Here is a 22,084-nt window from a genome sequence, read left to right as displayed (position 1 = left end):
CTTAGGGAGACTTTCTGAGCCTTGCTTCTTCGAGATCGAGTTCGTTTTCTTTCGTCCTGATCAGCTCGTTGGAGCAAGCTCTTTCCTGTCGCAGTTTCACAATTTCCTCCCTTTTGACCCCAATAATTTCGACGAGCATCTTGCGGTATTTGCGCACGTGGTCGATAGACCTGTTGTCTTCCGAATGCAGCAGCTTGTAGTCCGACATTTCGATGATCTTCTCATAGCGGTCTTTCAACAGCCGGAACGGTTCAAAATCTTGTATTTCCGCGTCGTAGTTCGACTTCATGTAATCGAGGCTCACAGCCGCCAGCCGTGAATTCATCATCGCATTCTCTTTTTCAAGACTGTCGTCATTGTCCTCGATTTTTAGCCATTTAATTAAAGTTGGCAGGCTAAGTCCTTGAAAAACGAGTGTGAACAGGATAACTACAAACGTGATGAAAAGGAACAGGTCGCGGTGGGGGAATGGTTTTCCGTTCATTAAAAGTGGTACCGCCAATGCAGAGGCCAGGGAAACTACGCCGCGCATGCCGCTCCACGCTACGATGAAGACTGTTTGCCAGCTGGGCCGCTTCTCCTTTCTGCGCACCGAGGCGGAAAGTATCCGGGGCAGGTAGGTACTTGGAAATACCCAGACAATGCGGATCAGGATTGTTACGATGCTGATAATGACGGCATAGCTGACCACTTCGGTGATGGTATAGTCGTTCAGGCCCTGAATTACTTCGGGGAGCTGCAAGCCAATGAGTATGAATACAATACCATTCAGCAGGAATGTCACGGTTTGCCACACGTAATTGCCTTGCATGCGTGATTGGTAACTAAACAATTCATGCGCCCGGAAGCTCAGGAACAGCCCGCCGCTCACAACCGCCAGCACACCCGAGTAATGGAAATGCTCGGCAGCGATGTACATTAAGTAGGGTGAAATGAAGGTCAATGCGGTGTCGATGCTCGGTGTAGTCGGGAAAAAGCGGTGCACTACATACAGCACGTGTGCAATGGCGAGGCCAATGACGATACCCATTACAGCCACCATCAGAAAATCCGCACCCGCTTTCCAGAGCACGAAATTGCCGGTTTCGATCGTCGCGAGCGCCACGCGGAACACGATCAGCGAGGATGCGTCGTTTACCAGACTCTCACCTTCAAGTATTGTCACTACCCGTTTCGGGACTTTGATACCATGCAGAACGGACGTCGCCGCCACGGCGTCGGGAGGCGAAATGATGCCTCCGAGCACAAAACCCATTGCCAATGTAAAGCCTGGGATCAATGCGTGGGAAATGTAGGCCACGGCCGTCGCCGTAAATACAACTAAACCAATCGATAACAGCCCGATGGCCCGCCGGGAAGCCCAGAAATCTTTCCACGACGTATTCCAGGCGGCTTCATAAAGCAGTGGCGGCAGGAAAATGAGGAATACCCAATCCGGTTCGAGCTGGAAATGAGGCATGCCGGGAATGAAGCTGATCAGCAGACCCGCGATGACCAGGAAAATAGGGTAGGAAATGCCGATCTTTTCGCTCAGCATGGTGAGCATTGAAACCACGAAAAGCAGCGAGATGATCAGTAATAAGTTCTCAAGAATCATATTCAGTATTTCGGAGTTCGAAGATATAAAACTACATAAAATGTCAACTTAACATATCTTAACTTTTGTGTGTGGTCGAGCACGCAAATGGAAATTTTGGATTATATTAGCAGGAAATATTGTGGTTTTGCATTAACTTTAATGCCTTTAAGATCCTGTATCACTGGCATTACGGACAGATAAATCAGTTAAAAACAGTCATTCCATCACCTAATCCTTAATTGCAATGAGTACTTCTCGGAGAGATGTTTTGAAAATGGCGGGAGTTGCATTGGCTGGTAGCACGCTACCGACCTTCGCGATCCTGAACCCCAATCGCGCTTTTGCAGGCGTAAACGCCGATACCCTCAAAATAGGTTTGATCGGTTGCGGTGGTCGCGGTTCCGGTGCTGCCAACCAGGCGCTGAAAGCCGACCCGAACGTGGTATTGTGGGCAATGGGCGACATTTTCAAGGACAAAATGGACGCGTCGCTCGAAAACCTTACCAAAGTACACGGCCCGAAAGTGAAAGTGGATGAAGGCCGTAAGTTCATTGGTTTCGACGCATTCAAAAAAGTGCTGGATTCGGGTGTGGATGTAGTGTTGCTCGCTACGCCTCCTCACTTCCGTCCCGAGCACCTCACGGCGGCTATCAATGCAGGTAAGCACGTTTTCTGTGAAAAACCTGTGGCAGTAGATGCTCCCGGTGTTCGCAAAGTGCTGGACGCAGCGAAACTGGCCAAGCAAAAGAATGTATCCCTGATGTCGGGCTTCTGCTGGCGTTACCACGAGCCGAAACGTGCGAGCTTCGCACGGATCCTCGATGGCGCGGTGGGCGACATTACGGCTATCTATAACACTTACGACACCGGTACACTGTGGTCGTTCCCACGCGTTTCGGGCTGGACAGATGCGGAATACGTACTCCGTAACTGGACTTACTACACCTGGCTCGCCGGTGACCACATCGTGGAGCAGGCCGTACACAGCATCGATATGATGGCGTGGGCAATGGGTGGCAAGTTACCAATTTCAGCGGTAGGGACAGGCGGTCGTCAGGTTCGCACCGACTCTTTGTTCGGTAACATCTTCGACCACTTCTCGGTCGTTTACGATTACGACAATGGCGTGAAAGGCTTCCACCACTCGCGTCAGCAAGCTAACTGCGAAAACAGCTACCTCGTACAAACACTCGGTACAAAAGGAAGTGCGATGGTGAACTGTGCACGTAACGTACACGAGATCACCGGTGCCAATCCATGGAAATACGAAGGCGCGCAAAACGATATGTACCAGACAGAGCACAACGAACTATTTGCATCTATCCGCAGCGGTAAGCTCATCAACGACGGCGAATTCATGGCGCACAGCACATTGACCGCCATTATGGGTAGAATGGCGTCCTACACCGGTAAGCGCGTTACCTGGAACGAGGCATTGAACTCCACCGAGAAGCTTGGACCCGATACTTACAGCTTCGATATGAAACCACCGGTTGTAGAGGTGGCCAAACCAGGTATCACTGCATTCTCCTGATACCTTATGCAAAGAAGAGATTTTCTGAGAAACACCGCCATGGCAGCATCTGCCGTGGCGGTGGGCTCTTCGGTGCTAGCGAGCACCGAAGCAGCTAATGCTATGCCGGCCGCAGCCGCACGCCCGATGGTGAAGAAAAGCCTGAAATGGGGTATGGTGAAAGAGGATTTGTCGATTATGGACAAATTCAAATTGCTGAAAGACCTGGGCTACGATGGCGTCGAACTCGATTCGCCCGATAAGCTGGATATGAAGGAAGTACTGGCTGCCCGCGACAAGACCGGCCTCGAACTGCCGGGAACCGTCAACTCCATGCACTGGAAGCTTCCATTGTCCGATCCGGATCCCAAAAAACGCGAAGAATGCGTCAAATCCATTGAAAAAGCATTGTACGACACCAAGCAATATGGTGGCACCACTGTGCTAGTGGTGCCGGGCGTCGTGAATGCGAACGTTACCTATGCGGAAGCCTACGAACGCTCGCAAGCGGAAATCCGGAAACTGTTACCAGTTGCGGAGAAAACAGGCGTTAAAATCGCGTTTGAGAACGTGTGGAACCAGTTTTTGATCAGTCCGCTGGAAGCTGCCCGCTACGTCGACGAGTTCAAGCACCCGATGGTAGGCTGGTATTTCGATGTGGGCAATGTGCTGCGTTACGGCTACCCGGTTTCCTGGATCGAAGCATTGAATAAGCGCATTCTCAAACTGGATTTGAAAGAATTCAGCTTCAAAAAGCAGAATGACCTGGGCCTCTGGAAAGGTTTCGATGTCGAGTTCATGGAAGGCGATTGCAACTGGGCCGACGTGAACAAAGCGTTGCAAAAGATCGGTTACTCGGGCTGGGCATCGGCCGAAGTTTCCGGCGGCGACCGCAAACGTTTATTGACTATCCGTGAGAAGATGGACCTCGTGTTTAACGCATAAATTACGCTTCTTACAAATTCTAATACAGCCCGGTTATCCGGGCTTTTTTTGTGCCCGTTTGTAGTATAGAAATGTGACCGAAAATTTTCAACTTACAGTCACAACAAGCACACTATATCATATGTATTACGAATTCATTTCCTCCCTGAGTGAAATCCTGCCCGTCGAAGACCAAACCAGGATATTGTTCCAGCAAATGCTCAAAATCGTGAAAGTACCGAAGGGGCGGATACTGCTCGCCGAGGGCGAGGTATGCGACAAGCTCTGGTACCTGCAAGCGGGTCTCATACGGGGTTACCACCACGTTGCCGACGGCCAGGACAATTTCCGGGATGTCACCGACTGGTTTGCCAGCGAGGGCGACTTCTTCCACGCCGCGGACAGCTTCCTTAGGCAGGCGCCCTCGCGGGAATGCATCGAAACGCTGGAATCTTCCGTACTCATCTACATTTCCCGGGCCGATCTTTACCAATTGTACGCTAATCACCCCGAAGCATGCTGCATTGGCCGCATTATCGCCGAGCGCCTGCTGCTCGCCCATCAAGACCTCCTCCGTGACATGCGCACGCTCTCCGCCTCCGAGAAGCTGGAATCGTTCCGCACACGCTCCCGCGAGCTCTTCAACCGCGTGCCCCAGAAGTACATCGCATCGTACTTAGGCATCTCTGAAAACTACGTCAGCAAGCTTCGAGCCAAGCGCTGAATTTCCTTCCTTTTTGTAGGTCCGATCCTGTTTTATCCCAGAATCGGTTTGGTTTGTTCTCAGTTTATTTGTACGAAAAATATAAATAATATGAAGAGAACGTGCTACTTAATTGCTATGGCCCTTTTCGGGCTGGTCGGTTCAATGCAAATCGCTCATTGTCAGGAGCAAAAGAAGCCTCCGGAAAAGATTTCCAATAGTCACGCTAGTACGGACTACCGGTGGGATATCAGTTTGGATGCGTATCGGTTTAGAAGTCCATCGGGCATGAACCCATTTTTTACACTAAAACATGCCCATAATCCGAGAGGTGCTTTTCGGTGGTCAGTTGGGGACATTTCATGGTTAAGTGAAAAAGATGCCAGAGGTGCTGATTCGAGCGGCATTTTGCCCGCCGATGCTGAATTCTGGCTCCACCGAAGAGTTTTCAACATCGTTACGTCCTTTGGTTATGAGTTCAGACGAAACCTCAAAGTGGGTCAACTGCTTTACGGAATGGACGTCTGGCTTTATTGGAATAATAACTACCAATATTCTTCTCCAGAGACCTGGACGACAATTGTTGATCTGAGCCTGGGGCCATTTTGCGGTTATAAATATCAAATCAACAAGCGATTTTCTGCATCTGTGGAAACTTGCATGGCTTTCTCTTATCAATGGCAAAAGTCCAGAAATCAGAGGGGCGGGTATAATTACCGGGACCGGCATATTGGAATAGAGCCAAATTACATTAGCAGGTTAAACTTTACTTTTCACTTTTAAATACAGCACTATGAAAACTCAAAAAGTAGGCGGTCTGGTTGCATTTGTATTTTATTGCTTTGGCTTATTAGTAAATGCCGAAGGGCAATCGTTGACCCTAAATTGTGGAGTTCCAAATAACACTTGTTCTTATGCACTTCCCAATAATGTGGCACATGACTACTCTGTTGTAATGAATTCGTTCTCAATTTGTAATAAGGGTGCAGGCTGCAAGTACAAATGGGAAGTGACTAATGGTGTTATAGTGAGTGGCTCAACTGACAATCCTTCCATACTTGAAGCAAGTGGTAAGAGTCAGATTACAGTTATTTGGAACAATACCAATGGAAATGGAGTAGTGAAGGTCACTTCCACTGGAAAGCCCAACCCATCGAACCAAGAGTGCGACCAATGCCCGGTAGGCATAACGCAAACTAAAATCATCCCCATCCGCTACCTGGGCACACCTGGCAATATTAAAATCAATGGAGTTGCGCAAAGCGGAAGTTACCAAATCAATTGCGGCACGGCTCCGATCAACGTCTCGGTAGATCCAGTAACGAATGCGACTAACTACGTATGGACCTATCCGGCCGGATGGTCGATCTCAGGGAGCGGGAATATCGTTACGCTTACGCCCAATGCAGGTGCGGGCGGTGTTATTAAGGTGACTACTTCGAGAAATGATGTTCCTGGCCTGACAACATCGTCTCAGCTGACCATTACCAGACCGCTTCCTACCAAACCGGTTATAAATTCACCCGATATACTACTTTGTAATCCCAAAACAATTACCGCAAGTGCGAGCAATGCGACTAGTTATAACTGGGTGGCGACTGGCGGCATTACCGCAAACTCGCCGGGAAATACCAACTCTGCACAAATTACCGGTGTTTCCGATGGTACCGTAAAAGTTTCCGCCACTTCCTCGGTGTGCGGCACTACATCGGCATTCAGCACCTCCATCAACATCAAAAGAAGCGCCCCGTTACCCGCCTCACTACTTGTAACCGCCAACGGCGGCGGCTCGCCCGATTTCATGTGCAATGGTGCGGGCGTGATGCTGAATGCTTACACCGCCGAGCCGGGCACACAATTCGGCATATGGACGTCCAGCGATCCGGGGAATACGATTCTGAATTCAAATGGTGGAACCGCTTATTTCAATTCCTACGTCAACAACTGCTATGGCATAGACATTACCGTTAGCAATTGTTTTGGCTCGGTTCAGAAAGGCATTACAATTTGTGTCGACAACTGCGCGAAAGGGACGCCGATCTACAAGATATTTCCTAATCCGGCGAAAGATCAGGTGAAAATTCGGTTTGACGATAAATACGACGTAACGCAATTGCCGCAAGTCATCATGCTGTTTAGCGGAGCCGGCGCGAAGGAGGTTAGGATGGTTCAGGCGGCGGAGCAATATGCAGCGGCCGCTTTCGGACAGGAACGAACCATTGCATTATCAGTCGGCGATCTGCCGAGAGGAACATATTATTTGCGGCTAGTTAGTAGGGACGGTTCTTCGGAAAATGTGCGGCTTGTTTTGGAGTAATTCTCTTACAATCAGCGGTGAATTTTGGTGAGGATTTTTAAACGGGTTTGATATGCCTGCAAATAGCTTCTTTTGGAGCGATCGTTCAGAAAGGAAGCATTGATCAGGGGCTGCACCTTTCCGCTGTTAAAAAGCATTTCATCGAAAGTAGATCGAATCTGTTTAAACTTAGCCCGGCCTCCTGTCCGAGCGTGAAGAATTGTCTGGCAATATTTCCTTGTGCCAATTGCCGGGGCAAGCGTACCGGGACAGTATTTAATTACCGGCAATGTCATGCAGAGTCAGCTGTGCGTTTTACGGTAATGGCTCCGATGGCGTCATGCTCTGCGACATTCAGCAAAAGGCCGAAATAGTCATTTTCATCTATTCTCAACGATTTGCAGATGATCTGTTTATTGAACCCCTCCGGTAGCATATTAATAAAAGCAGGAAACAGCGTTTCGGAATGATATGGTCGGGTAATTTTAGGCAATGTGAGGCTAACGGCAGGTTTTTGGCTGTTCGACATCCACGCTTCGTTGTAGGTGAAGCTGAATGTGCCGTCGTTGTGCTGTGTAAGCAGACCGGCGACCTCTCCTTTGTACAAAATATCCGCCTGCCTCATGATTATGCATCCATAGATTTGATTTGAAGCACCATTTCCATTCCAAGCACATCGGCAATTTTTTCCAAAGTATCGAATGTTGGATTGCCTTTTCCCTGTTCCAGCTGTTTTAGGGTTCTCAATCCTACGCCGGAAATGTCGGCCAGCACATTTTGTGTAATGCGAAGGCTCTTGCGTCGTTTCCTTATTGTATTACCAAGGTGCAATAGAATGCTCTTTTTAAGCTAAACTAAACATATCTGATCATTTAAGCAAAAAAGGTGCATTTTTGTGCACCTTTTTTGCTCCTATATACCTTTAAGCTCTCACTTACTCACCCGATACCGCGCCCGCCCATAATACTTCAAAGTCGAAATCTTCAACTGCTTCTCTTTCAAAGCAATCAGCTTGTACTCTTTAAATTCTCCCTGCTTGTCCAGAAAGCCTACGATGCAGGATTCTTTCTCGGGGCCTTTACGGATTTCTACTTTGGGCATGATGCCGAAATTGGGGATGGTGAGCGTGTCCTCCGCTTCCTGGACCATATATTCGATCTTCATCAGGAATTTAAAGGTCTGTTTCGTTTCGTACACGTCTACCGCTAGTCGCCAGTCGTTGAGCTCGTCTTTGACTTTTTCACTGTAACTCGCTACCGGGCTGTTTTCTACTTTTTCGCGCGTGAGCGGGATGGTGTCGTTGATGGCTTTCGTGGGTTCGTCGCTGTTGGACGAGGCGGTTTCACCGTTGTTTTTGGGCTTGTTGCAGCACAATAGTGCCAGGAGGAGTAAAAAGCTGTAACGCTTCATGGAAAATCGTTGAGGTTTGTTGATAGGTCTACCTGTTTGCAATATACCTTTGTTATTTGCATTAAAAGAAATATTTTACTCAATGCATTATAAACAAATCATTACTAATCCCGCCTTTCGCACCCCCTAACCTGACATGGCTTTAAATTACATTTTCGTTGCTTTTTTTGTCATCGCCTTTCTGATAGCATTCCTGCAATTCATCTTTACAGGAGATGTGCTAACCTTCAAAGCCATTACAGAAGGGATGCTCAAAATGGCCGAAACGGCTGTGATGGATATCGCATTGCCGCTCACGGGTGTAATGACATTCTTCCTGGGCATCCTCAATGTGGGTGAAAAAGCAGGGATTATCAACGTAATCGCCAGATTTATAGGCCCATTTTTCAACAAACTCTTTCCCGAAGTCCCCAAAGATCACCCGGCCAATGGCCAGATGATCATGAACTTCTCCGCGAATTTTCTCGGCCTCGATAATGCAGCGACGCCGTTTGGTTTGAAGGCTATGCAAAGCCTGCAAGAGCTGAACCCGAGCAAGGATACAGCCTCCAATGCACAGATTATGTTCCTCGTACTGCACACTTCCGGTTTGCAGATCATCCCGCTCTCGATCATCGCGCAACGGGCGATCCTGGGTGCTGAGAGCCCTTCTGATGTGTTCATTCCCTGCGTGGTAGGTACGTATGTGACTACGGTGGTGGCTATGATTATCACGGCGGCCTGGCAGAAGATTAACCTCTTCAACCGGACAGTAATGCTTGGCCTCGGCAGCGTGACGGCGATGATCGCACTGATCTTGTGGTATTTATCCGGTTTGCCGAAAGAGCAGATAGAAACGATTTCAATCCTGGCGGGAAATTCGGTACTGCTTTTTGTGATCGCGGGATTCCTTGCCTGGGCGATGTATAAAAAGGTCAATGTTTTCGAAGCATTCATCGAGGGCGCAAAAGGCGGATTCACCACTTCGGTTACCATTATTCCCTATCTGGTAGGGTTGCTGGTGGCGATCAGCGCATTCCGCAGCTGCGGGGCGATGGACTACCTGATCGACGGCTTGAAATGGGTATTTGCTTCAACAGGCATGAATACCGATTTCACCGACGCATTGCCGGTGGCATTGATGAAACCCCTCAGCGGCAGCGGCGCACGTGCATTGATGATCGACGCGATGAAGGAATTTGGCCCCGATTCATTCGTAGGAAGGCTGGTATGTATTTTCCAGGGATCGGCGGACACTACATTATACATCGTAGCGCTCTATTTCGGCTCGGTTGGGATCAAGAATACGAGATACGCCATTGTAGCGGGCCTGATCGCCGATTTCATAGGCGTCATCGCGGGAATTTGGCTCGGCTACCTCTTTTTCCATTGATCCCAAAGTACCTGCAATAAATCGCCCTTTACCACGGAAATGCAACCGTCCGTACCAAATGGATGGTCGCATTTTGAGGTAAGCCTTAATATTGATCATCTAACTCTAAACCGCTTATGTTTCATTCTTTACGCTATTCCGCACTGGTTTTGGCATTGTTCGGTGGAATGACAGTGTCGCTGGCGCAGCAAAATGTGAGCCAACCGGCGAATACTTATTCGCTGGAGGACTGCATCCGGATCGCCCTGGAAACCAACCCGCAGGTTAAGCAATCGGAAATTACGGTGCAAACCAATGGTAACACCTACGAGCAGTCGAAATGGCAGCGGTGGCCGAGCATCAGTTTCAGCGCCAGCCAGGGTTTCCGTTCCGGTCGTAACATCGACCCGTTCACCAACCAGTTCGTACAGCAGAATGTGAGTTCGAACAACTACCAGCTCGGTGGACAGGTGACGCTTTTCAGCGGTTTTCAGATTAGTAATAGTATCAAATTCAACAACGCCAACTACCAGGCGAGCGCCAAAGACCTGGAAGCGACCCGTAACGACATTATGCTCAATGTGGCACTTTCGTACTTGCAGGTAGTGACCAATGAAGAACTGATCATCGTGGCGCAACGGCAGGTGGATGCCTCGCAATTGCAGGTAGAACGTACCACCAAGCTTGTGGAAGCAGGTACATTGGCGGAAAGCAATCTTCTCGACCTGAAATCGCAGTTGGCCAACGACGAACTTTCCCTCGTAAATGCCCAGAATAATCTGGAAACGGCCAAACTGAATTTGAAACAATACATGAACATGCCGGGCAGCGAAGTCATTAATGTGGTGAAAATTCCGGTAAAGGACCCCACTATGCAGGCTTACGACGCGACTATTCAGGAAATTTATGAGACCGCATTGAACAACCTCCCGCAAATGAAGGCCGCCAACATGCGGATCGAAGCGTCTAAAATCAATGTCGATCTCGCCAAAGGAGCAGGAATGCCGACGCTGACTTTGAATGGCGGTGTGTACACGGCCTATTCCAGTGCGGCGCCGAAAAAGCGCTTTGTTGGAGATGGTACGGGAAACACCATCGAGGAACTTCCTTCGCCGACCGACTTCATCGTAATCGATAACAAAACGATCCCGATCATGCAGCGAGTGACGATTCCAAACGGCTCCACACAGAATTTTCGCTATTTCAACCAGCTCGACTTCAACCGTAACTCTGCGATTAACCTAAACCTGTCGATCCCGATCTTCAATAATTTCAGGACGAAATACAATGTGGCAAATGCCAAATTGCAGCAAAAGACCTACGAGTACCAGGCGCAGCAGGTGCAATTGACCATCCGCAAAAATGTGGAACAGGCTTACATCGACATGACGAATGCTGCCAAACGTTACTCGGCGACCGTAAACCAGGTGCGGGCATTGACGGAAACATTCCGTGTGTCACAAGTGCGCTTCGACGTGGGCGCGATCAACTCGGTGGAGTACAACATCGCCAAGGCCAACCTCGACAGAGCGAATGGCAACCTCGTTCAGACTAAATATGACTACGTTTTCAGGACTAAAATCCTGGATTTCTATATGAACCGACCGCTCTCTGATTTCTAGAATTCCCGTACTATCAGCAACTATCTCTAAAAAATTGTAATCAAAAAAATATGGCACGTAAATCTTCGAAACAGATCTGGTGGATAACGGGAGGTGTCGTTGTGCTACTTTTCGGTGGATTGTTCGGGGCGAAACAGGCCGGACTGATCGGCAAACCCAAAACAACCGAAGTGGAATACGCGACTGTCAAAAAATCGGATATCATCGAACGGGTAAGTGCGTCGGGAAAAGTGCAGCCGGAAGTGGAAGTGAAGCTCAGTCCGGACGTTTCTGGTGAGATCATCGCATTGAATGTCGCCGAAGGTGATTCGGTGGTGAAAGGGCAGTTGTTACTAAAAATCCGTCCGGATAACTACGAATCCCTGATGGCCCGAGCGCAGGCTGCGGTAAATTCGAGCAAAGCCAATTATGAGCAAACCAAAGCATTGGTAGCCCAGGCGGAAGCACGGCTGGTACAAGCAAAAGCCAATTTTGACCGGAATAAGAAGCTTTTTGCCGACAAAGTGATTTCATCGGCTGATTTCGAAGGGTTCGCATCGAACTTCGGCGTGGCGCAACAGGATGTGGAATCGGCGAAAGCCAACGTGGCGGCCGCACTTTTCAATATCAAGAGCGCCGAGGCAAGTATGCGCGATGCGGCTGAAAACCTGCGCAAAACGAGCATTTTCGCGCCTGTAAGCGGCATTGTGTCGTTGCTGAACGTAGAAGCGGGTGAGCGCGTGGTGGGTACTTCACAAATGGCCGGTACCGAAATGATGCGCATTGCCAACCTCGCCGACATGGAAGTGCGTGTGAATGTGAATGAAAACGATATCGTGCGGGTTTCGATCGGCGATACTGCGGAAATCGACGTGGACGCTTACAGTTCGTCGGGCCGCAAGTTCAAGGGCGTGGTGAAGGAAATCGCCAACACGGCAGCAGGCCTGGCATCGCTTTCCTCATCGTCAACCGCGGCAGCAAGTACTTCTGCGGACGCTGTGACGGAATTTCAGGTGAAGGTGAAAATTCTGAATGATTCATTTAAAGACCTGATGACGGCGCGTTCGAAAAAGTCTTACCCATTCAAACCAGGGATGACGGCGTCGGTGGAGATCATTACCGAGCGTAAAAATGGTGTAGTGACGGTACCTATCGCGGCCGTTACCACGCGCGGAGGCACTGCGCAGGTGATCCCGGGTTCGGGCGACGGTTCGAATAACAATGCACAGCCAGCGGAAGACGACGAGAAGAAACCGAAGAAGCAGGAAGTGATTAAGGAGGTGGTATTTATCGACGTAGCCGGCAAGGCGGAAATGAAGGAAGTGAAGACGGGTATCAGCGATTTTGAGAACATCGAGATCCTCTCGGGCCTGAAACCCGGCGACAAAATTATCTCCGGACCGTATATTGCTGTATCCAAAAACCTCAATAACGGTGACCTGGTTGAGAAAAAGAAGGAGGAACCGAAAAAAGATGGAAAAAAATCAAATGAAAACCCGAACTGATGCGTTGTAAAAAAGTAATAAGTTCGATTTAGTTTAGGTTAAAAAGGAAAATCCTTGCGGCTTTGCTGCAAGGATTTTTTATTTTCAGCTATTTTGGCCCATATTTCAGCCAAATTCTGACATTCCCGCCGGATGAGTTTTTTAAATCATACTAAAATTGCCGTGATAGGCGGAGGAAGCTGGGCGACTGCCCTGATCAAGATTCTTTGCGAACAAAATCACGTTCAAATCCGCTGGTGGCTTAGGAACCAGAAGGATATCGACCATATCCGCAAGTTCAACCACAACCCGAGCTACCTCAGCGACGTGGTACTTTCGCCGAAGAAGGTGAAGGTTTTTGAAAAGACCACCGACGCCGTAAAAGGAGCGGACTACATTATCCTCGCGGTTCCCGCCGCATTCATCCAGGAGTCATTACAGCATTTATCGGCGAAGCATTTGCAGGGTAAACGCATCGTATCCGCCATTAAAGGTATGGTACCGGGCCAGAATGCCCTCGTTACTGATTGGGCGGCGGAAGCTTTTGGCATCGAAATGAAAGATACCTGCGTGATCGCCGGCCCGTGCCACGCGGAGGAAGTGGCTTTGGAAAAACAATCCTACCTCACCATCGCGTCGACCGAATGCCCGGCAGCGGAGGATTTCGCGGAATTGATGACCTGCCGATACGTAACGGCCAACGCGCTCGACGACCTGTACGGCGTTGAATATGCAGCCGTAATGAAAAATATCGTCGCGCTTGCGTGCGGGATCACGCACGGGCTCGGGTATGGCGATAATTTCCAGGCCGTGCTGGTGTCTAATGCCATGCAGGAAATCGGAAGCCTGGTAACGGCGCTCGATCCGCGTGAGCGGAACCTGAGCTCATCCGCGTACCTGGGCGATCTGCTCGTGACGGCGTATTCGCAGTTCAGCCGCAACCGGTTGTTCGGGAATATGATCGGGCGGGGGTATAGCGTGAAAGCTGCACAGCTCGAAATGAAGATGATTGCCGAAGGATATTACGCTACCAGGAGTATCCAGGAGCTCAATAAGACTTATCACGTTAATTTACCCATTACCAACGCGGTTTACAGCATTCTTTACGAAGAGCACGCACCCGCCGCGGTGATGAACGAATTGAAGAAGTTGCTCAAATAATAGCCCTTTTCCAGTTTGTGCGGGTATTCTGCAAAACGTTCAACCTATCTTTTAATCCATGCTACAATACAAAAAGCAATCCAGGTGGCTGGCGGCTACTTTGCTGCTGGGCTCCATTGTGATGACATCCTGCGGTTCGAAACAGACTGAAACAGCGGAGGACAAAAAACTGGATTCACTCACCAATGACAAGGAGTTTGTTTTCGGCGATCAGCGTCCGTTCCCGCAATGCCACGCGTCCACATTGGTGCGGCTCGACGACGGTCAGTTTCTGATTGCATGGTTTGGGGGCACGGAAGAGAAGAACCCTGACGTGGGTATCTGGCTTTCGAAAGGTCGTCCCGGCCATTGGAGCGAACCGGTTGAAGTGGCCAAAATCCGGGAAGATGCGCATTGGAACCCGGTTTTGCAGAAGACAGGCGACGGTAAGGTGATTTTGTATTTCAAAGTAGGGAAGGAGATCGCACATTGGGAAACGTGGGTGAAAACCTCTTCCGATAACGGTGCGACCTGGTCGGAAGCCTATGAACTGGTAAAAGGCGACAAGGGTGGCCGCGGGCCGGTAAAGGATAAACTGATCGAACTTTCCAATGGCGACTGGCTCGCAGGTGCTTCCAATGAAGTGAACCGCTGGGAGGTTTTTGTAGACCGCAGCACGGACAAGGGCAAAACCTGGACGGCAAGCCCGTATTTCAAGATCGATACGACGGAGATCAAAGGAAAAGGCGCTATCCAGCCTACATTGTGGGAATCGGAGCCGGGTAATGTGCATATGCTTGTGCGCACGACCGGTGGCGTGATCGGCCGCAGCGATTCGAAGGATAACGGTAAAACCTGGTCGACCATTAAAAAAACGGCATTGCCTAATCCAAACAGCGGTATCGACCTTGCCAAACTCTCCGACGGCACATTGGTACTCGCTTACAATCCCGACGACCACAACTGGGGCTCCCGCTCACCGCTTTCCCTGATCCTTTCGTACGACGACGGCCAGAACTGGACCGACAAAACCGACATTGCGACCGGTAAAAAGGAAGACGAATATTCCTACCCGGCCGTGATCAGCTGGGGTGATTCGGTGGCGGTTACCTACACTTATAACCGCCGTAAAATCGCATTCTGGACCGGCAGCAAGAAGGACATCGTGGAGCTGGCGGCGAAGAAGAAATAGCTTTAAAAACCGTGTAGCTCGATATCGTAAGACTCCATCATTTCAACGCGTTTACCCATTTTTTTCTGGATAATCTTGAAGTGATGGACGTCTTCGGGGCAAATGAGTGAAATAGCCTCGCCCGGATTCTCGGCACGGCCTGTGCGGCCAATGCGGTGCACATAATCCTTCGGCGAGCGCGGCAACTCGAAATTGATCACATAGGGCAAAAACTGGATGTCGATACCCCGTGATGCCAGATCCGTTGCCACCAATACATTCAATTTTCCGGATTTAAACTTATTCAAAGCCTCGGTGCGCGCACCCTGGCTTTTTTGTCCATGCATTGCCATAGCGTCGATGCCGTTCTTTTTCAGCTTTTCAACAAGGTTATCCGCCGTCCGGGTGGCCGAAACGAACACCAACACCTGTTTCATTTGCTGTGATTTAATCAAATATCTCAATAGCGGCCCTTTCCGGTCGGGATCGACGAAGTAGCCGGTTTGTTTGATCAGGTCAAGATTCTGCTCTTCTTCCTCGATCTCGATCCGAATCGGGTTTCTCAGTTGGTTTTTATTGATTTTATCGACCTCGTCGCCCAAAGTTGCCGAGAAGAGAATGCTCTGGCGGTTTTTGGGAAGCAGGAAGAAAATGTCCCGCATTTCATCCGCAAAACCCATATTCAGCATTTTATCGGCTTCATCCAGCACCAGCATACGCGTTTCCGACAAGCTGAGTGCTTTGTACGATAGCAGTTCAAGCAGGCGGCCCGGCGTGGCAACGAGTATTTCCACATTTTGCAATGCGATCATCTGCGGGTTAATGGACACGCCGCCGAATACCGCCAATGTTTTCACCTTACGCGGAAGCCGTTCGCCAAAAGTCTGAAACACCGTACCGATCTGCACCGCCAGCTCGCGCGTAGGCACGAGCACCAGGGCCGTAATGTGGCGGTTTTTCGCTGGCGGCCTGTTTTGAAATGATTCCAGGATGGGCAGCACGAAACTCGCCGTCTTGCCGGAGCCTGTTTTGGCGATGCCGAGCACATCATTTCCTTTCAAAATGGCTGGAATTGCGGCCTGCTGGATCGGATACGGTTGAGTATAATTCTGTTCAGCGATGGTTTTTAGTAATGGTTCGGACAATCCAAGCGATTGGAAGGAAGTTGCGGTCTCCGGCATGCGGTCATTTGTTTTGTGATTGGTGCAAAGATAAGACTACCTGCGCAAATGCTGACTGTCCGCCCGCGAGCCGGTTCGCCGGTTCGCCGGTCCGCCGGTTCGCCAGAAATTTTCGATCACCAGCATTTATAACGATCATGTCATACAACCGCAGGGAATTCCTTCAAAAATTAGGGTTTGGAGCCCTTCAATTGGGTGTAATCAGCGCAATCCCGGCGTCGGCCTGGGCTTCGTCGCTTAGCTACGGACAGTTGCCGCGCAGCTCGCCGGAAGCGCAGGGCATGTCGGCCAAAGGCATTCTGGACTTTGCCAATGCCGTCGAAACCGACCGGCTGAACCTGCACAGCCTGATGGTACTGCGCCAGGGAAAGGTGGTCGCCGAAGGCTGGTGGGCGCCCTATGCGCCGGATTTGAAACACACCTTATACTCACTTAGCAAAAGCTTCACTTCCAGCGCCATCGGCTTTGCAGTAGCAGAGGGGAAGCTGAAAGTGGACGATAAAGTCGTTTCGTTTTTCCCGGAAGACAAACCTGCAACCATTAGTGCCAACCTCGCGGCCATGCGCGTGCGCGACCTGCTCAGCATGTCGACAGGCCACGATAAGGACACGACCGGCAAATTGCGGGAATCGGGTAGCGATAATTGGGTGAAATCGTTTCTGGCGCAGCCTGTCGAGCATGAACCGGGGACGTTTTTCGTGTACAACAGCGGGGCTACCTACATGCTGTCGGCGATCATTCAGAAACTGACGGGCCAAACCCTGCTCGAATACCTCAAACCACGCCTATTCCAGCCGTTGGTGATCGAGGATGTGGACTGGGAAGTGGATCCGAAAGGCATTAATACCGGCGGTTGGGGATTGCGGGTGAAGACGGAAGATATTGCCAAGTTCGGGCAGTTGTATTTGCAAAAAGGGGAATACAATGGCAAGCGCATTCTTCCCGCGGCGTGGGTGGAAGAGGCGACGCGCTCGCATATTATGTCCAAAGGCAGCAACCGCAAGCCCGAGGACGACGACTGGCAGCAAGGCTATGGCTACCAGTTCTGGCGCTGCCGCAATGGTGCCTACCGCGGCGACGGCGCTTTCGGGCAATATTGCATTGTAATGCCTAAGGAAGACATGGTGATAGCGATTACCAGTGAAACCGGCGATATGCAAGGCATTTTGAACCATGTCTGGAACCACATCCTTCCGACAGTGAAGGCCACGGGTGTGCCTGCCGATAAAGGTGTTCAAGCCGAAATGCAGAAAAAAATCGGCTCGCTCGCATTACCGCTCACGCCTGGAAAACCTGCTTCCGAATTGGCGGCAAAAATGAATGGGAAGTCGTTCAAATTGGCGGATAATGATTTGAAAATTAATAAAGTATCCTTCGAATTCGACAAAGGCTGGTGTCTCTTCCGCGTGACCGACGATAAAGGCGAACACCTTGTGGCAAATGGTTTGGGTAACTGGAAAATCGGTCTTACCGATTTATCGACCATGCCGCTCAAACTGGTACTAACCCCCGTTCCCGGAGAGAAAAAGACCAAAATCGCCGCAAACGGCGCCTGGATCGACGATACTACCTTCGAAATGACCTGGCGCTTCATCGAAACCGCACATTACGAAACCGTGCGGTGCAAGTTTGAAGGTGAAAATGTGCAAGTAGAGTTCAAAAGAAGCCTCGCGATCATTGGCAATACGAAAGACCCGCGACCTGTTTTGAATGGTAAGGCAATTGCATAGAGCCTGCTGATTGTCAGTTCAGTTTTTTATATTTGTATAAACTAATTTATACACATCACACTATGAGAATAACGGTTGATTGGAGTAAACTGAAACTGGCAATGGCTGGTAAAAGCAAGGTCGATAAAGCCAAGAGGGAAAAGCAGGATACTACGGAATACTTGCTGAGTAGCAAAGAAAATAGGGAAAGGTTGCTCAGAGCGATCGCAGACCTGGAAAATGGTGGGAAGAATTTCCATGAAAGGGCGCTTATTGAAGAATGAAGCTACTCTTTCACGATGAAGGGTGGGAAGACTACCTTCATTGGCAGCAGACAGACAGGAAAATCCTGAAAAGGATTAATGAATTGATAAAGGATTGCAAAAGATCTCCTTTTGATGGAATCGGAAAACCCGAGCCGTTGAAGGGAGATCTTTCCGGTTATTGGTCCCGCAGGATAGACGAGGAGCACCGCTTGGTATATTCGGTATCACCTGATGCGATCAAGATATTGAAATGTAGATTCCATTACAAAAAGTGAGTTTAGCAAAATCCTGAAACTCGAAAAACTTTTCCTAACATTAGCATTCAAAATCTTTAACAAAAACCAAAACATGAAAAAGAACATTTTCCTGGCCCTTTTGATGATGGTGATCGCATTCGGGGCGAATGCGCAGAAATTCAGGGGGCTGGATAAGAGCCCGCGCGACATTGCTTATTTCCCGGACCATTTTGCGCACGACCGTAAAGATGGAGAGAAAGCATTGGTGAAGGTTTCGTACAGCCGTCCGTTCTTGAATGGTCGTGAAATCTTTGGGAAAAAAGAGCCTTACGGCAAAGTGTGGCGCCTGGGTGCGGATGAATCTACCGAAATCAAATTCTATGAAGACGCTACTTTTGGCGGCAAAAAGGTGAAAGCAGGTACCTACTCGATGTTCACGATCCCGAACGAGAAGGAATGGACGATCATTCTAAGCACCGACGTCGATTACTGGGGTGCATTCAAATACAAGGAGGCCAATGACGTGCTGCGTATCGTGGCTTATGTGAACAAAGTAGAGACGCCGATCGAAAACTTTTCGATTGTGTTTGAAAAAGGAGCGTCCGACAGACAAGCCAAAATGCACATAGGCTGGGACAAAACCACGGTGCTCATACCTATCTCGTTCTGAGGCCGCTGAAATGGCACAGTTCTTTCTCCCAAAGCTATTTGAACCAATGAATTCATGACAATGGCAGATATCAATGATCAGATCGAACAGTTTTTTGAAGCGTATGAAAAGCGGTTTGCCGAAGGGCTCGCCGGAAATGCAGTAGCAGAGGATACCGCGGAGGCTTTTGCAGATTTTTTTGTAGAAGCCAGTCCCATGGGCATTATAGGCGGGAAAAACGACCACGAGTTTCTCGATCGCGTTCCAAAAGGCTACGATTTTTACCGTTCCATCGGCATTACCAAAATGGAGATCCGGCAGCTGGACATTACCGAGCTGAACGAGCTGCATTATATGGTGGAGGTGTATTGGGAATCGTTTTACGAAAAGGATGGCCAGCCCGATTCCATCGAGTTCAGCGTGATCTATTTCCTGCAACACCTGAACGGCTCGTTGAAAGTGTTTGCATACATTACCGGTGACGAACAGGCGGTTTTGAAGGAGCGGGGGCTGGTGTAACCGCCGGACAGTGGCATTATTATTGTAAAAGCTGGTTGGGAGTGTGACGCTCCTGACCAGCTTTTTACATTAATACACATCCATATGAACCAACACCACTTGACGATCATAAGTATGCTGGCGCTGACGACACTTGCCGGCTGCGGCAGTGACAAGAAGGAAAAAGAAGAGGTGGCACAGAGCGGCCCGGACTCTGTTGCGACGGTAACCGACAGCCTCACATTACCCGCACCATTCGCGACGGAATCTGTGGAAAACCGGCCCGAGGAAGCCGGGTGGCCCGCAGGCAAAATGCCCACCGCACCTGAGGGTTTCGTAGTTACAAAATTCGCGGACAAGTTCGATAGTCCGCGCTGGGCTTACATTGCGCCGAACGGCGATGTTTTCGTAGCCGAATCGGGTACCAGAAAGAGCGCCGACCGGATCACGCTCCTGCGCGATGTGAACAAGGACGGTACGCCCGAAATGCGGGAGATTTTTCTGGAAAAACTCAATAAACCGCTTGGAATGCTGGTGTTGAATGGCTTTTTCTACGTGGCCAACACCGATGGCCTCTATCGCTATCCTTACAAGGACGGGGAAACCAAAATCACTTCCAAAGGCCAGAAAATAGTGGAGCTGCCGGCGGGCGGCTATAACAATCACTGGACTAGGAACCTGCTGGCGAATGCCGACGGCAGCAAAATATACATTTCGGTGGGCTCGGCGAGCAATGTAGCCGACCATGGCATCGACGAGGAAAAGCGCCGGGCGAATATCCTGGAAATCAACCCCGACGGCTCGGGTGAGCGCGTGTATGCGAGCGGATTGCGCAACCCCGTGGGAATGGACTGGGCTCCCGGCTCGAAAATGCTCTGGACAGCCGTGAACGAGCGCGATAAGCTGGGTGACGACCTCGTTCCCGATTATATTACCAGCGTGAAGGAAGGCGGTTTTTACGGTTGGCCTTATGCCTATTTCGGGCCGAATGAAGATCCGCGCCGCAAAGGCGAGCGGCCCGACCTCGTGGCGAAAAGCATTGTACCCGATGTGCCGGTCGGGTCGCATACGGCTTCTCTGGGGTTGGCATTTTATAACAAAACCCAATTTCCAGCAAAGTACCAAAACGGCGCTTTCGTAGGCCAGCACGGCTCTTGGAACCGCTCGAAATTGTCGGGTTATAAGGTGGTTTTTGTTCCATTTAAGAATGGAAAGCCGTCGGGTAAGCCGGAGGATTTTCTTACGGGTTTTGTAGAAAGTGAAAAGAAGGTCTACGGTCGGCCCGTGGATGTGACGGTGATGAACGACGGGTCGTTGCTGGTAAATGACGACTCCGGGAACACTATCTGGCGGGTGAGCGCCAAGTAAAGCATTGGCTATGGGAAATAGAATAGCGGCCTGGTGAATAGCCAGGCCGTTTCTTGTGGATACACCAAAAGTTTTTAAGATTTTTCTTGCAAAAATATACCGATCAGTATATTTTTGTCATGTGAATTTCAATTCACCAGAACAGCGCCGGATGACACCGGTTTAAATTTCCCCAAATAATATACCGATTGGTATATTTAAAATCAAAACTGCAATGAAAACTACTGGAAATACAATCCTGATCACCGGCGGAAGTGCTGGTATCGGTCTCGAATTCGCAAAGGCATTCTCAGCAAAAGGTAACCATGTGATCATCACCGGCCGGAGTGAAGACCGTTTGCAAAAAGCGGCCGCACAGCTCAGCAATGTGACTCCGATCGTTTTTGACGTCGTGGATAAAGACGCAACCGATGCATTCGTGGCACGGCTGGAAAGCGAGTTTCCTGACCTGAATGTGGTGATCAACAATGCCGGAAAAGCATCCTATTATCACTTGGACGGCGACCAGGACGCCGCAACGCTGGCCGAGGAGGAAATCGTTACCAATTACCTGGCCATTATCCGCCTCAACCAGAAACTATTGCCGTTGCTTAAAAAAGCCAATGAGGCCGCTATCGTGACGGTTTCGAGCATTGCGGGCCTTGTTCCGAACCATTTCCTGCCTACCTATGCTGCTAGTAAAGCCGCATTGCATTCCTACACCCAATCGCTGCGCATCACATTGAATAAATCCAATATCAAAGTATTCGAAATCCTTCCTCCGCTGGTGGATACCGACTTCTCAGCTGAGATAGGTGGTGCTACCAATGGTATCCCTGCCAAACAAGTGGCCGACGAGCTCGTGGAAGCATTTGAAAATAATACCTACGAAATCCTGACAGGCCGCACTGCGGATGTATTCAACCTGTTTTTGAGCAATCCGGCGGCTGCATTGCAGGCGATGAACCCGAACGTCGACCTCCAAACGGCCTGAGCAAGGGCTGTCAAAAAGTAACCTTCAAACCA

General features: G+C 49.8%; 22 protein-coding genes. 17 read left to right on the top strand and 5 right to left on the bottom strand.

What is annotated here, in order from left to right; translation table 11 throughout:
* Position 1 precedes the first annotated feature (1 nt).
* Positions 2 to 1,597: a Na+/H+ antiporter gene (locus tag BLQ88_RS07100; protein ID WP_090148007.1), complete on the bottom strand. Its 1,596-nt coding sequence runs from the start codon at positions 1,595 to 1,597 to the stop codon at positions 2 to 4.
* A 256-nt stretch (positions 1,598 to 1,853) separates the two neighbouring features.
* Here BLQ88_RS07100 and BLQ88_RS07095 point away from each other — a divergent pair, with 256 nt between their 5' ends.
* From BLQ88_RS07095 to BLQ88_RS07075, 5 genes are all read left to right on the top strand, one after another.
* On the top strand, positions 1,854 to 3,113 hold the full coding sequence (locus BLQ88_RS07095) for a Gfo/Idh/MocA family protein (protein ID WP_090148006.1): 1,260 nt from the start codon (positions 1,854 to 1,856) through the stop codon (positions 3,111 to 3,113).
* Between the two features lie 6 nt (positions 3,114 to 3,119).
* Entirely contained in the window at positions 3,120 to 4,037 is a 918-nt protein-coding gene (locus BLQ88_RS07090; protein WP_090148004.1) for a sugar phosphate isomerase/epimerase family protein, read from the top strand.
* A gap of 121 nt (positions 4,038 to 4,158) precedes the next feature.
* Positions 4,159 to 4,740, top strand: a complete 582-nt coding sequence (locus BLQ88_RS07085) for a Crp/Fnr family transcriptional regulator (protein ID WP_090148002.1) — start codon at positions 4,159 to 4,161, stop codon at positions 4,738 to 4,740.
* Between the two features lie 90 nt (positions 4,741 to 4,830).
* On the top strand, positions 4,831 to 5,502 hold the full coding sequence (locus tag BLQ88_RS07080; RefSeq protein WP_090148000.1) for a hypothetical protein: 672 nt from the start codon (positions 4,831 to 4,833) through the stop codon (positions 5,500 to 5,502).
* A 172-nt stretch (positions 5,503 to 5,674) separates the two neighbouring features.
* Entirely contained in the window at positions 5,675 to 7,036 is a 1,362-nt protein-coding gene (locus BLQ88_RS07075; protein ID WP_229212608.1) for a PKD-like domain-containing protein, read from the top strand.
* A 271-nt stretch (positions 7,037 to 7,307) separates the two neighbouring features.
* Here BLQ88_RS07075 and BLQ88_RS07070 read toward each other — a convergent pair whose 3' ends face one another.
* The 3 genes from BLQ88_RS07070 to BLQ88_RS07060 all read right to left on the bottom strand — a co-directional run bounded on the left by BLQ88_RS07070 (position 7,308) and on the right by BLQ88_RS07060 (position 8,425).
* Positions 7,308 to 7,640 (bottom strand): HipA N-terminal domain-containing protein, encoded by a 333-nt coding sequence (locus BLQ88_RS07070; protein ID WP_090147999.1) that lies wholly within the window; start codon positions 7,638 to 7,640, stop codon positions 7,308 to 7,310.
* 2 nt (positions 7,641 to 7,642) lie between these two features.
* Entirely contained in the window at positions 7,643 to 7,846 is a 204-nt protein-coding gene (locus tag BLQ88_RS07065; RefSeq protein WP_262485693.1) for a helix-turn-helix domain-containing protein, read from the bottom strand.
* A gap of 99 nt (positions 7,847 to 7,945) precedes the next feature.
* Positions 7,946 to 8,425, bottom strand: a complete 480-nt coding sequence (locus BLQ88_RS07060) for a hypothetical protein (RefSeq protein WP_090147995.1) — start codon at positions 8,423 to 8,425, stop codon at positions 7,946 to 7,948.
* A 136-nt stretch (positions 8,426 to 8,561) separates the two neighbouring features.
* On the opposite strand from BLQ88_RS07060, the gene BLQ88_RS07055 reads away from it, so the two are divergent.
* From BLQ88_RS07055 to BLQ88_RS07035, 5 genes are all read left to right on the top strand, one after another.
* Entirely contained in the window at positions 8,562 to 9,797 is a 1,236-nt protein-coding gene (locus tag BLQ88_RS07055) for a spore maturation protein (protein ID WP_090147994.1), read from the top strand.
* A gap of 116 nt (positions 9,798 to 9,913) precedes the next feature.
* On the top strand, positions 9,914 to 11,398 hold the full coding sequence (locus tag BLQ88_RS07050; protein WP_090147992.1) for a TolC family protein: 1,485 nt from the start codon (positions 9,914 to 9,916) through the stop codon (positions 11,396 to 11,398).
* Between the two features lie 50 nt (positions 11,399 to 11,448).
* Positions 11,449 to 12,882 (top strand): efflux RND transporter periplasmic adaptor subunit, encoded by a 1,434-nt coding sequence (locus BLQ88_RS07045; protein ID WP_090147991.1) that lies wholly within the window; start codon positions 11,449 to 11,451, stop codon positions 12,880 to 12,882.
* Between the two features lie 132 nt (positions 12,883 to 13,014).
* Entirely contained in the window at positions 13,015 to 14,022 is a 1,008-nt protein-coding gene (locus BLQ88_RS07040; RefSeq protein ID WP_090147989.1) for an NAD(P)H-dependent glycerol-3-phosphate dehydrogenase, read from the top strand.
* A gap of 58 nt (positions 14,023 to 14,080) precedes the next feature.
* Entirely contained in the window at positions 14,081 to 15,193 is a 1,113-nt protein-coding gene (locus tag BLQ88_RS07035) for a sialidase family protein (protein WP_090147988.1), read from the top strand.
* Positions 15,194 to 15,195: 2 nt separating this feature from the next.
* Here BLQ88_RS07035 and BLQ88_RS07030 read toward each other — a convergent pair whose 3' ends face one another.
* Positions 15,196 to 16,353, bottom strand: coding sequence for a DEAD/DEAH box helicase (locus tag BLQ88_RS07030; protein WP_090147986.1), 1,158 nt, complete (start codon positions 16,351 to 16,353; stop codon positions 15,196 to 15,198).
* Positions 16,354 to 16,490: 137 nt separating this feature from the next.
* Here BLQ88_RS07030 and BLQ88_RS07025 point away from each other — a divergent pair, with 137 nt between their 5' ends.
* The 7 genes from BLQ88_RS07025 (at position 16,491) to BLQ88_RS06995 (ending at position 22,052) form a co-directional block, all read left to right on the top strand.
* Positions 16,491 to 18,083, top strand: a complete 1,593-nt coding sequence (locus BLQ88_RS07025) for a serine hydrolase domain-containing protein (protein ID WP_090147985.1) — start codon at positions 16,491 to 16,493, stop codon at positions 18,081 to 18,083.
* A 62-nt stretch (positions 18,084 to 18,145) separates the two neighbouring features.
* Positions 18,146 to 18,346 carry a type II toxin-antitoxin system Phd/YefM family antitoxin gene (locus BLQ88_RS07020; protein WP_090147983.1) on the top strand — a complete coding sequence of 67 codons (201 nt, stop codon included), beginning with the start codon at positions 18,146 to 18,148 and terminating at the stop codon, positions 18,344 to 18,346.
* The gene (locus BLQ88_RS07015; RefSeq protein WP_090147982.1) at positions 18,343 to 18,603 is read left to right on the top strand and encodes a Txe/YoeB family addiction module toxin; all 261 of its coding nucleotides are present in this window, start codon (positions 18,343 to 18,345) and stop codon (positions 18,601 to 18,603) included. Before BLQ88_RS07020 ends, BLQ88_RS07015 begins: the two co-directional genes overlap by 4 nt.
* Before the next feature lie 73 nt (positions 18,604 to 18,676).
* Entirely contained in the window at positions 18,677 to 19,234 is a 558-nt protein-coding gene (locus BLQ88_RS07010; protein WP_090147980.1) for a DUF2911 domain-containing protein, read from the top strand.
* 60 nt (positions 19,235 to 19,294) lie between these two features.
* Positions 19,295 to 19,732: a DUF6841 family protein gene (locus BLQ88_RS07005; protein ID WP_090147979.1), complete on the top strand. Its 438-nt coding sequence runs from the start codon at positions 19,295 to 19,297 to the stop codon at positions 19,730 to 19,732.
* Positions 19,733 to 19,816: 84 nt separating this feature from the next.
* Complete coding sequence (locus tag BLQ88_RS07000) at positions 19,817 to 21,079, top strand: PQQ-dependent sugar dehydrogenase (RefSeq protein WP_090147977.1); 1,263 nt, start codon at positions 19,817 to 19,819, stop codon at positions 21,077 to 21,079.
* 214 nt (positions 21,080 to 21,293) lie between these two features.
* Entirely contained in the window at positions 21,294 to 22,052 is a 759-nt protein-coding gene (locus BLQ88_RS06995; protein WP_090147976.1) for an SDR family oxidoreductase, read from the top strand.
* The last annotated feature ends 32 nt before the right edge of the window (positions 22,053 to 22,084 follow it).

The sequence above is a fragment of the Dyadobacter soli genome, assembly GCF_900101885.1.
Lineage (GTDB): Bacteria > Bacteroidota > Bacteroidia > Cytophagales > Spirosomataceae > Dyadobacter > Dyadobacter soli.
This window is presented reverse-complemented; position numbering and strand designations above follow the sequence as displayed.

Bases quoted from the DNA above. Each gene is read 5' to 3' on its own strand.
- BLQ88_RS07100 (WP_090148007.1), bottom strand. From the start codon at position 1,597: ATGATTCTTGAGAACTTATTACTGATCATCTCGCTGCTTTTCGTGGTT.
- BLQ88_RS07095 (WP_090148006.1), top strand. From the start codon at position 1,854: ATGGCGGGAGTTGCATTGGCTGGTAGCACGCTACCGACCTTCGCGATC.
- BLQ88_RS07090 (WP_090148004.1), top strand. From the start codon at position 3,120: ATGCAAAGAAGAGATTTTCTGAGAAACACCGCCATGGCAGCATCTGCC.
- BLQ88_RS07085 (WP_090148002.1), top strand. From the start codon at position 4,159: ATGTATTACGAATTCATTTCCTCCCTGAGTGAAATCCTGCCCGTCGAA.
- BLQ88_RS07080 (WP_090148000.1), top strand. From the start codon at position 4,831: ATGAAGAGAACGTGCTACTTAATTGCTATGGCCCTTTTCGGGCTGGTC.
- BLQ88_RS07075 (WP_229212608.1), top strand. From the start codon at position 5,675: ATGAATTCGTTCTCAATTTGTAATAAGGGTGCAGGCTGCAAGTACAAA.
- BLQ88_RS07070 (WP_090147999.1), bottom strand. From the start codon at position 7,640: ATGAGGCAGGCGGATATTTTGTACAAAGGAGAGGTCGCCGGTCTGCTT.
- BLQ88_RS07060 (WP_090147995.1), bottom strand. From the start codon at position 8,425: ATGAAGCGTTACAGCTTTTTACTCCTCCTGGCACTATTGTGCTGCAAC.
- BLQ88_RS07055 (WP_090147994.1), top strand. From the start codon at position 8,562: ATGGCTTTAAATTACATTTTCGTTGCTTTTTTTGTCATCGCCTTTCTG.
- BLQ88_RS07050 (WP_090147992.1), top strand. From the start codon at position 9,914: ATGTTTCATTCTTTACGCTATTCCGCACTGGTTTTGGCATTGTTCGGT.
- BLQ88_RS07045 (WP_090147991.1), top strand. From the start codon at position 11,449: ATGGCACGTAAATCTTCGAAACAGATCTGGTGGATAACGGGAGGTGTC.
- BLQ88_RS07040 (WP_090147989.1), top strand. From the start codon at position 13,015: ATGAGTTTTTTAAATCATACTAAAATTGCCGTGATAGGCGGAGGAAGC.
- BLQ88_RS07035 (WP_090147988.1), top strand. From the start codon at position 14,081: ATGCTACAATACAAAAAGCAATCCAGGTGGCTGGCGGCTACTTTGCTG.
- BLQ88_RS07030 (WP_090147986.1), bottom strand. From the start codon at position 16,353: ATGCCGGAGACCGCAACTTCCTTCCAATCGCTTGGATTGTCCGAACCA.
- BLQ88_RS07025 (WP_090147985.1), top strand. From the start codon at position 16,491: ATGTCATACAACCGCAGGGAATTCCTTCAAAAATTAGGGTTTGGAGCC.
- BLQ88_RS07020 (WP_090147983.1), top strand. From the start codon at position 18,146: ATGAGAATAACGGTTGATTGGAGTAAACTGAAACTGGCAATGGCTGGT.
- BLQ88_RS07015 (WP_090147982.1), top strand. From the start codon at position 18,343: ATGAAGCTACTCTTTCACGATGAAGGGTGGGAAGACTACCTTCATTGG.
- BLQ88_RS07010 (WP_090147980.1), top strand. From the start codon at position 18,677: ATGAAAAAGAACATTTTCCTGGCCCTTTTGATGATGGTGATCGCATTC.
- BLQ88_RS07005 (WP_090147979.1), top strand. From the start codon at position 19,295: ATGGCAGATATCAATGATCAGATCGAACAGTTTTTTGAAGCGTATGAA.
- BLQ88_RS07000 (WP_090147977.1), top strand. From the start codon at position 19,817: ATGAACCAACACCACTTGACGATCATAAGTATGCTGGCGCTGACGACA.
- BLQ88_RS06995 (WP_090147976.1), top strand. From the start codon at position 21,294: ATGAAAACTACTGGAAATACAATCCTGATCACCGGCGGAAGTGCTGGT.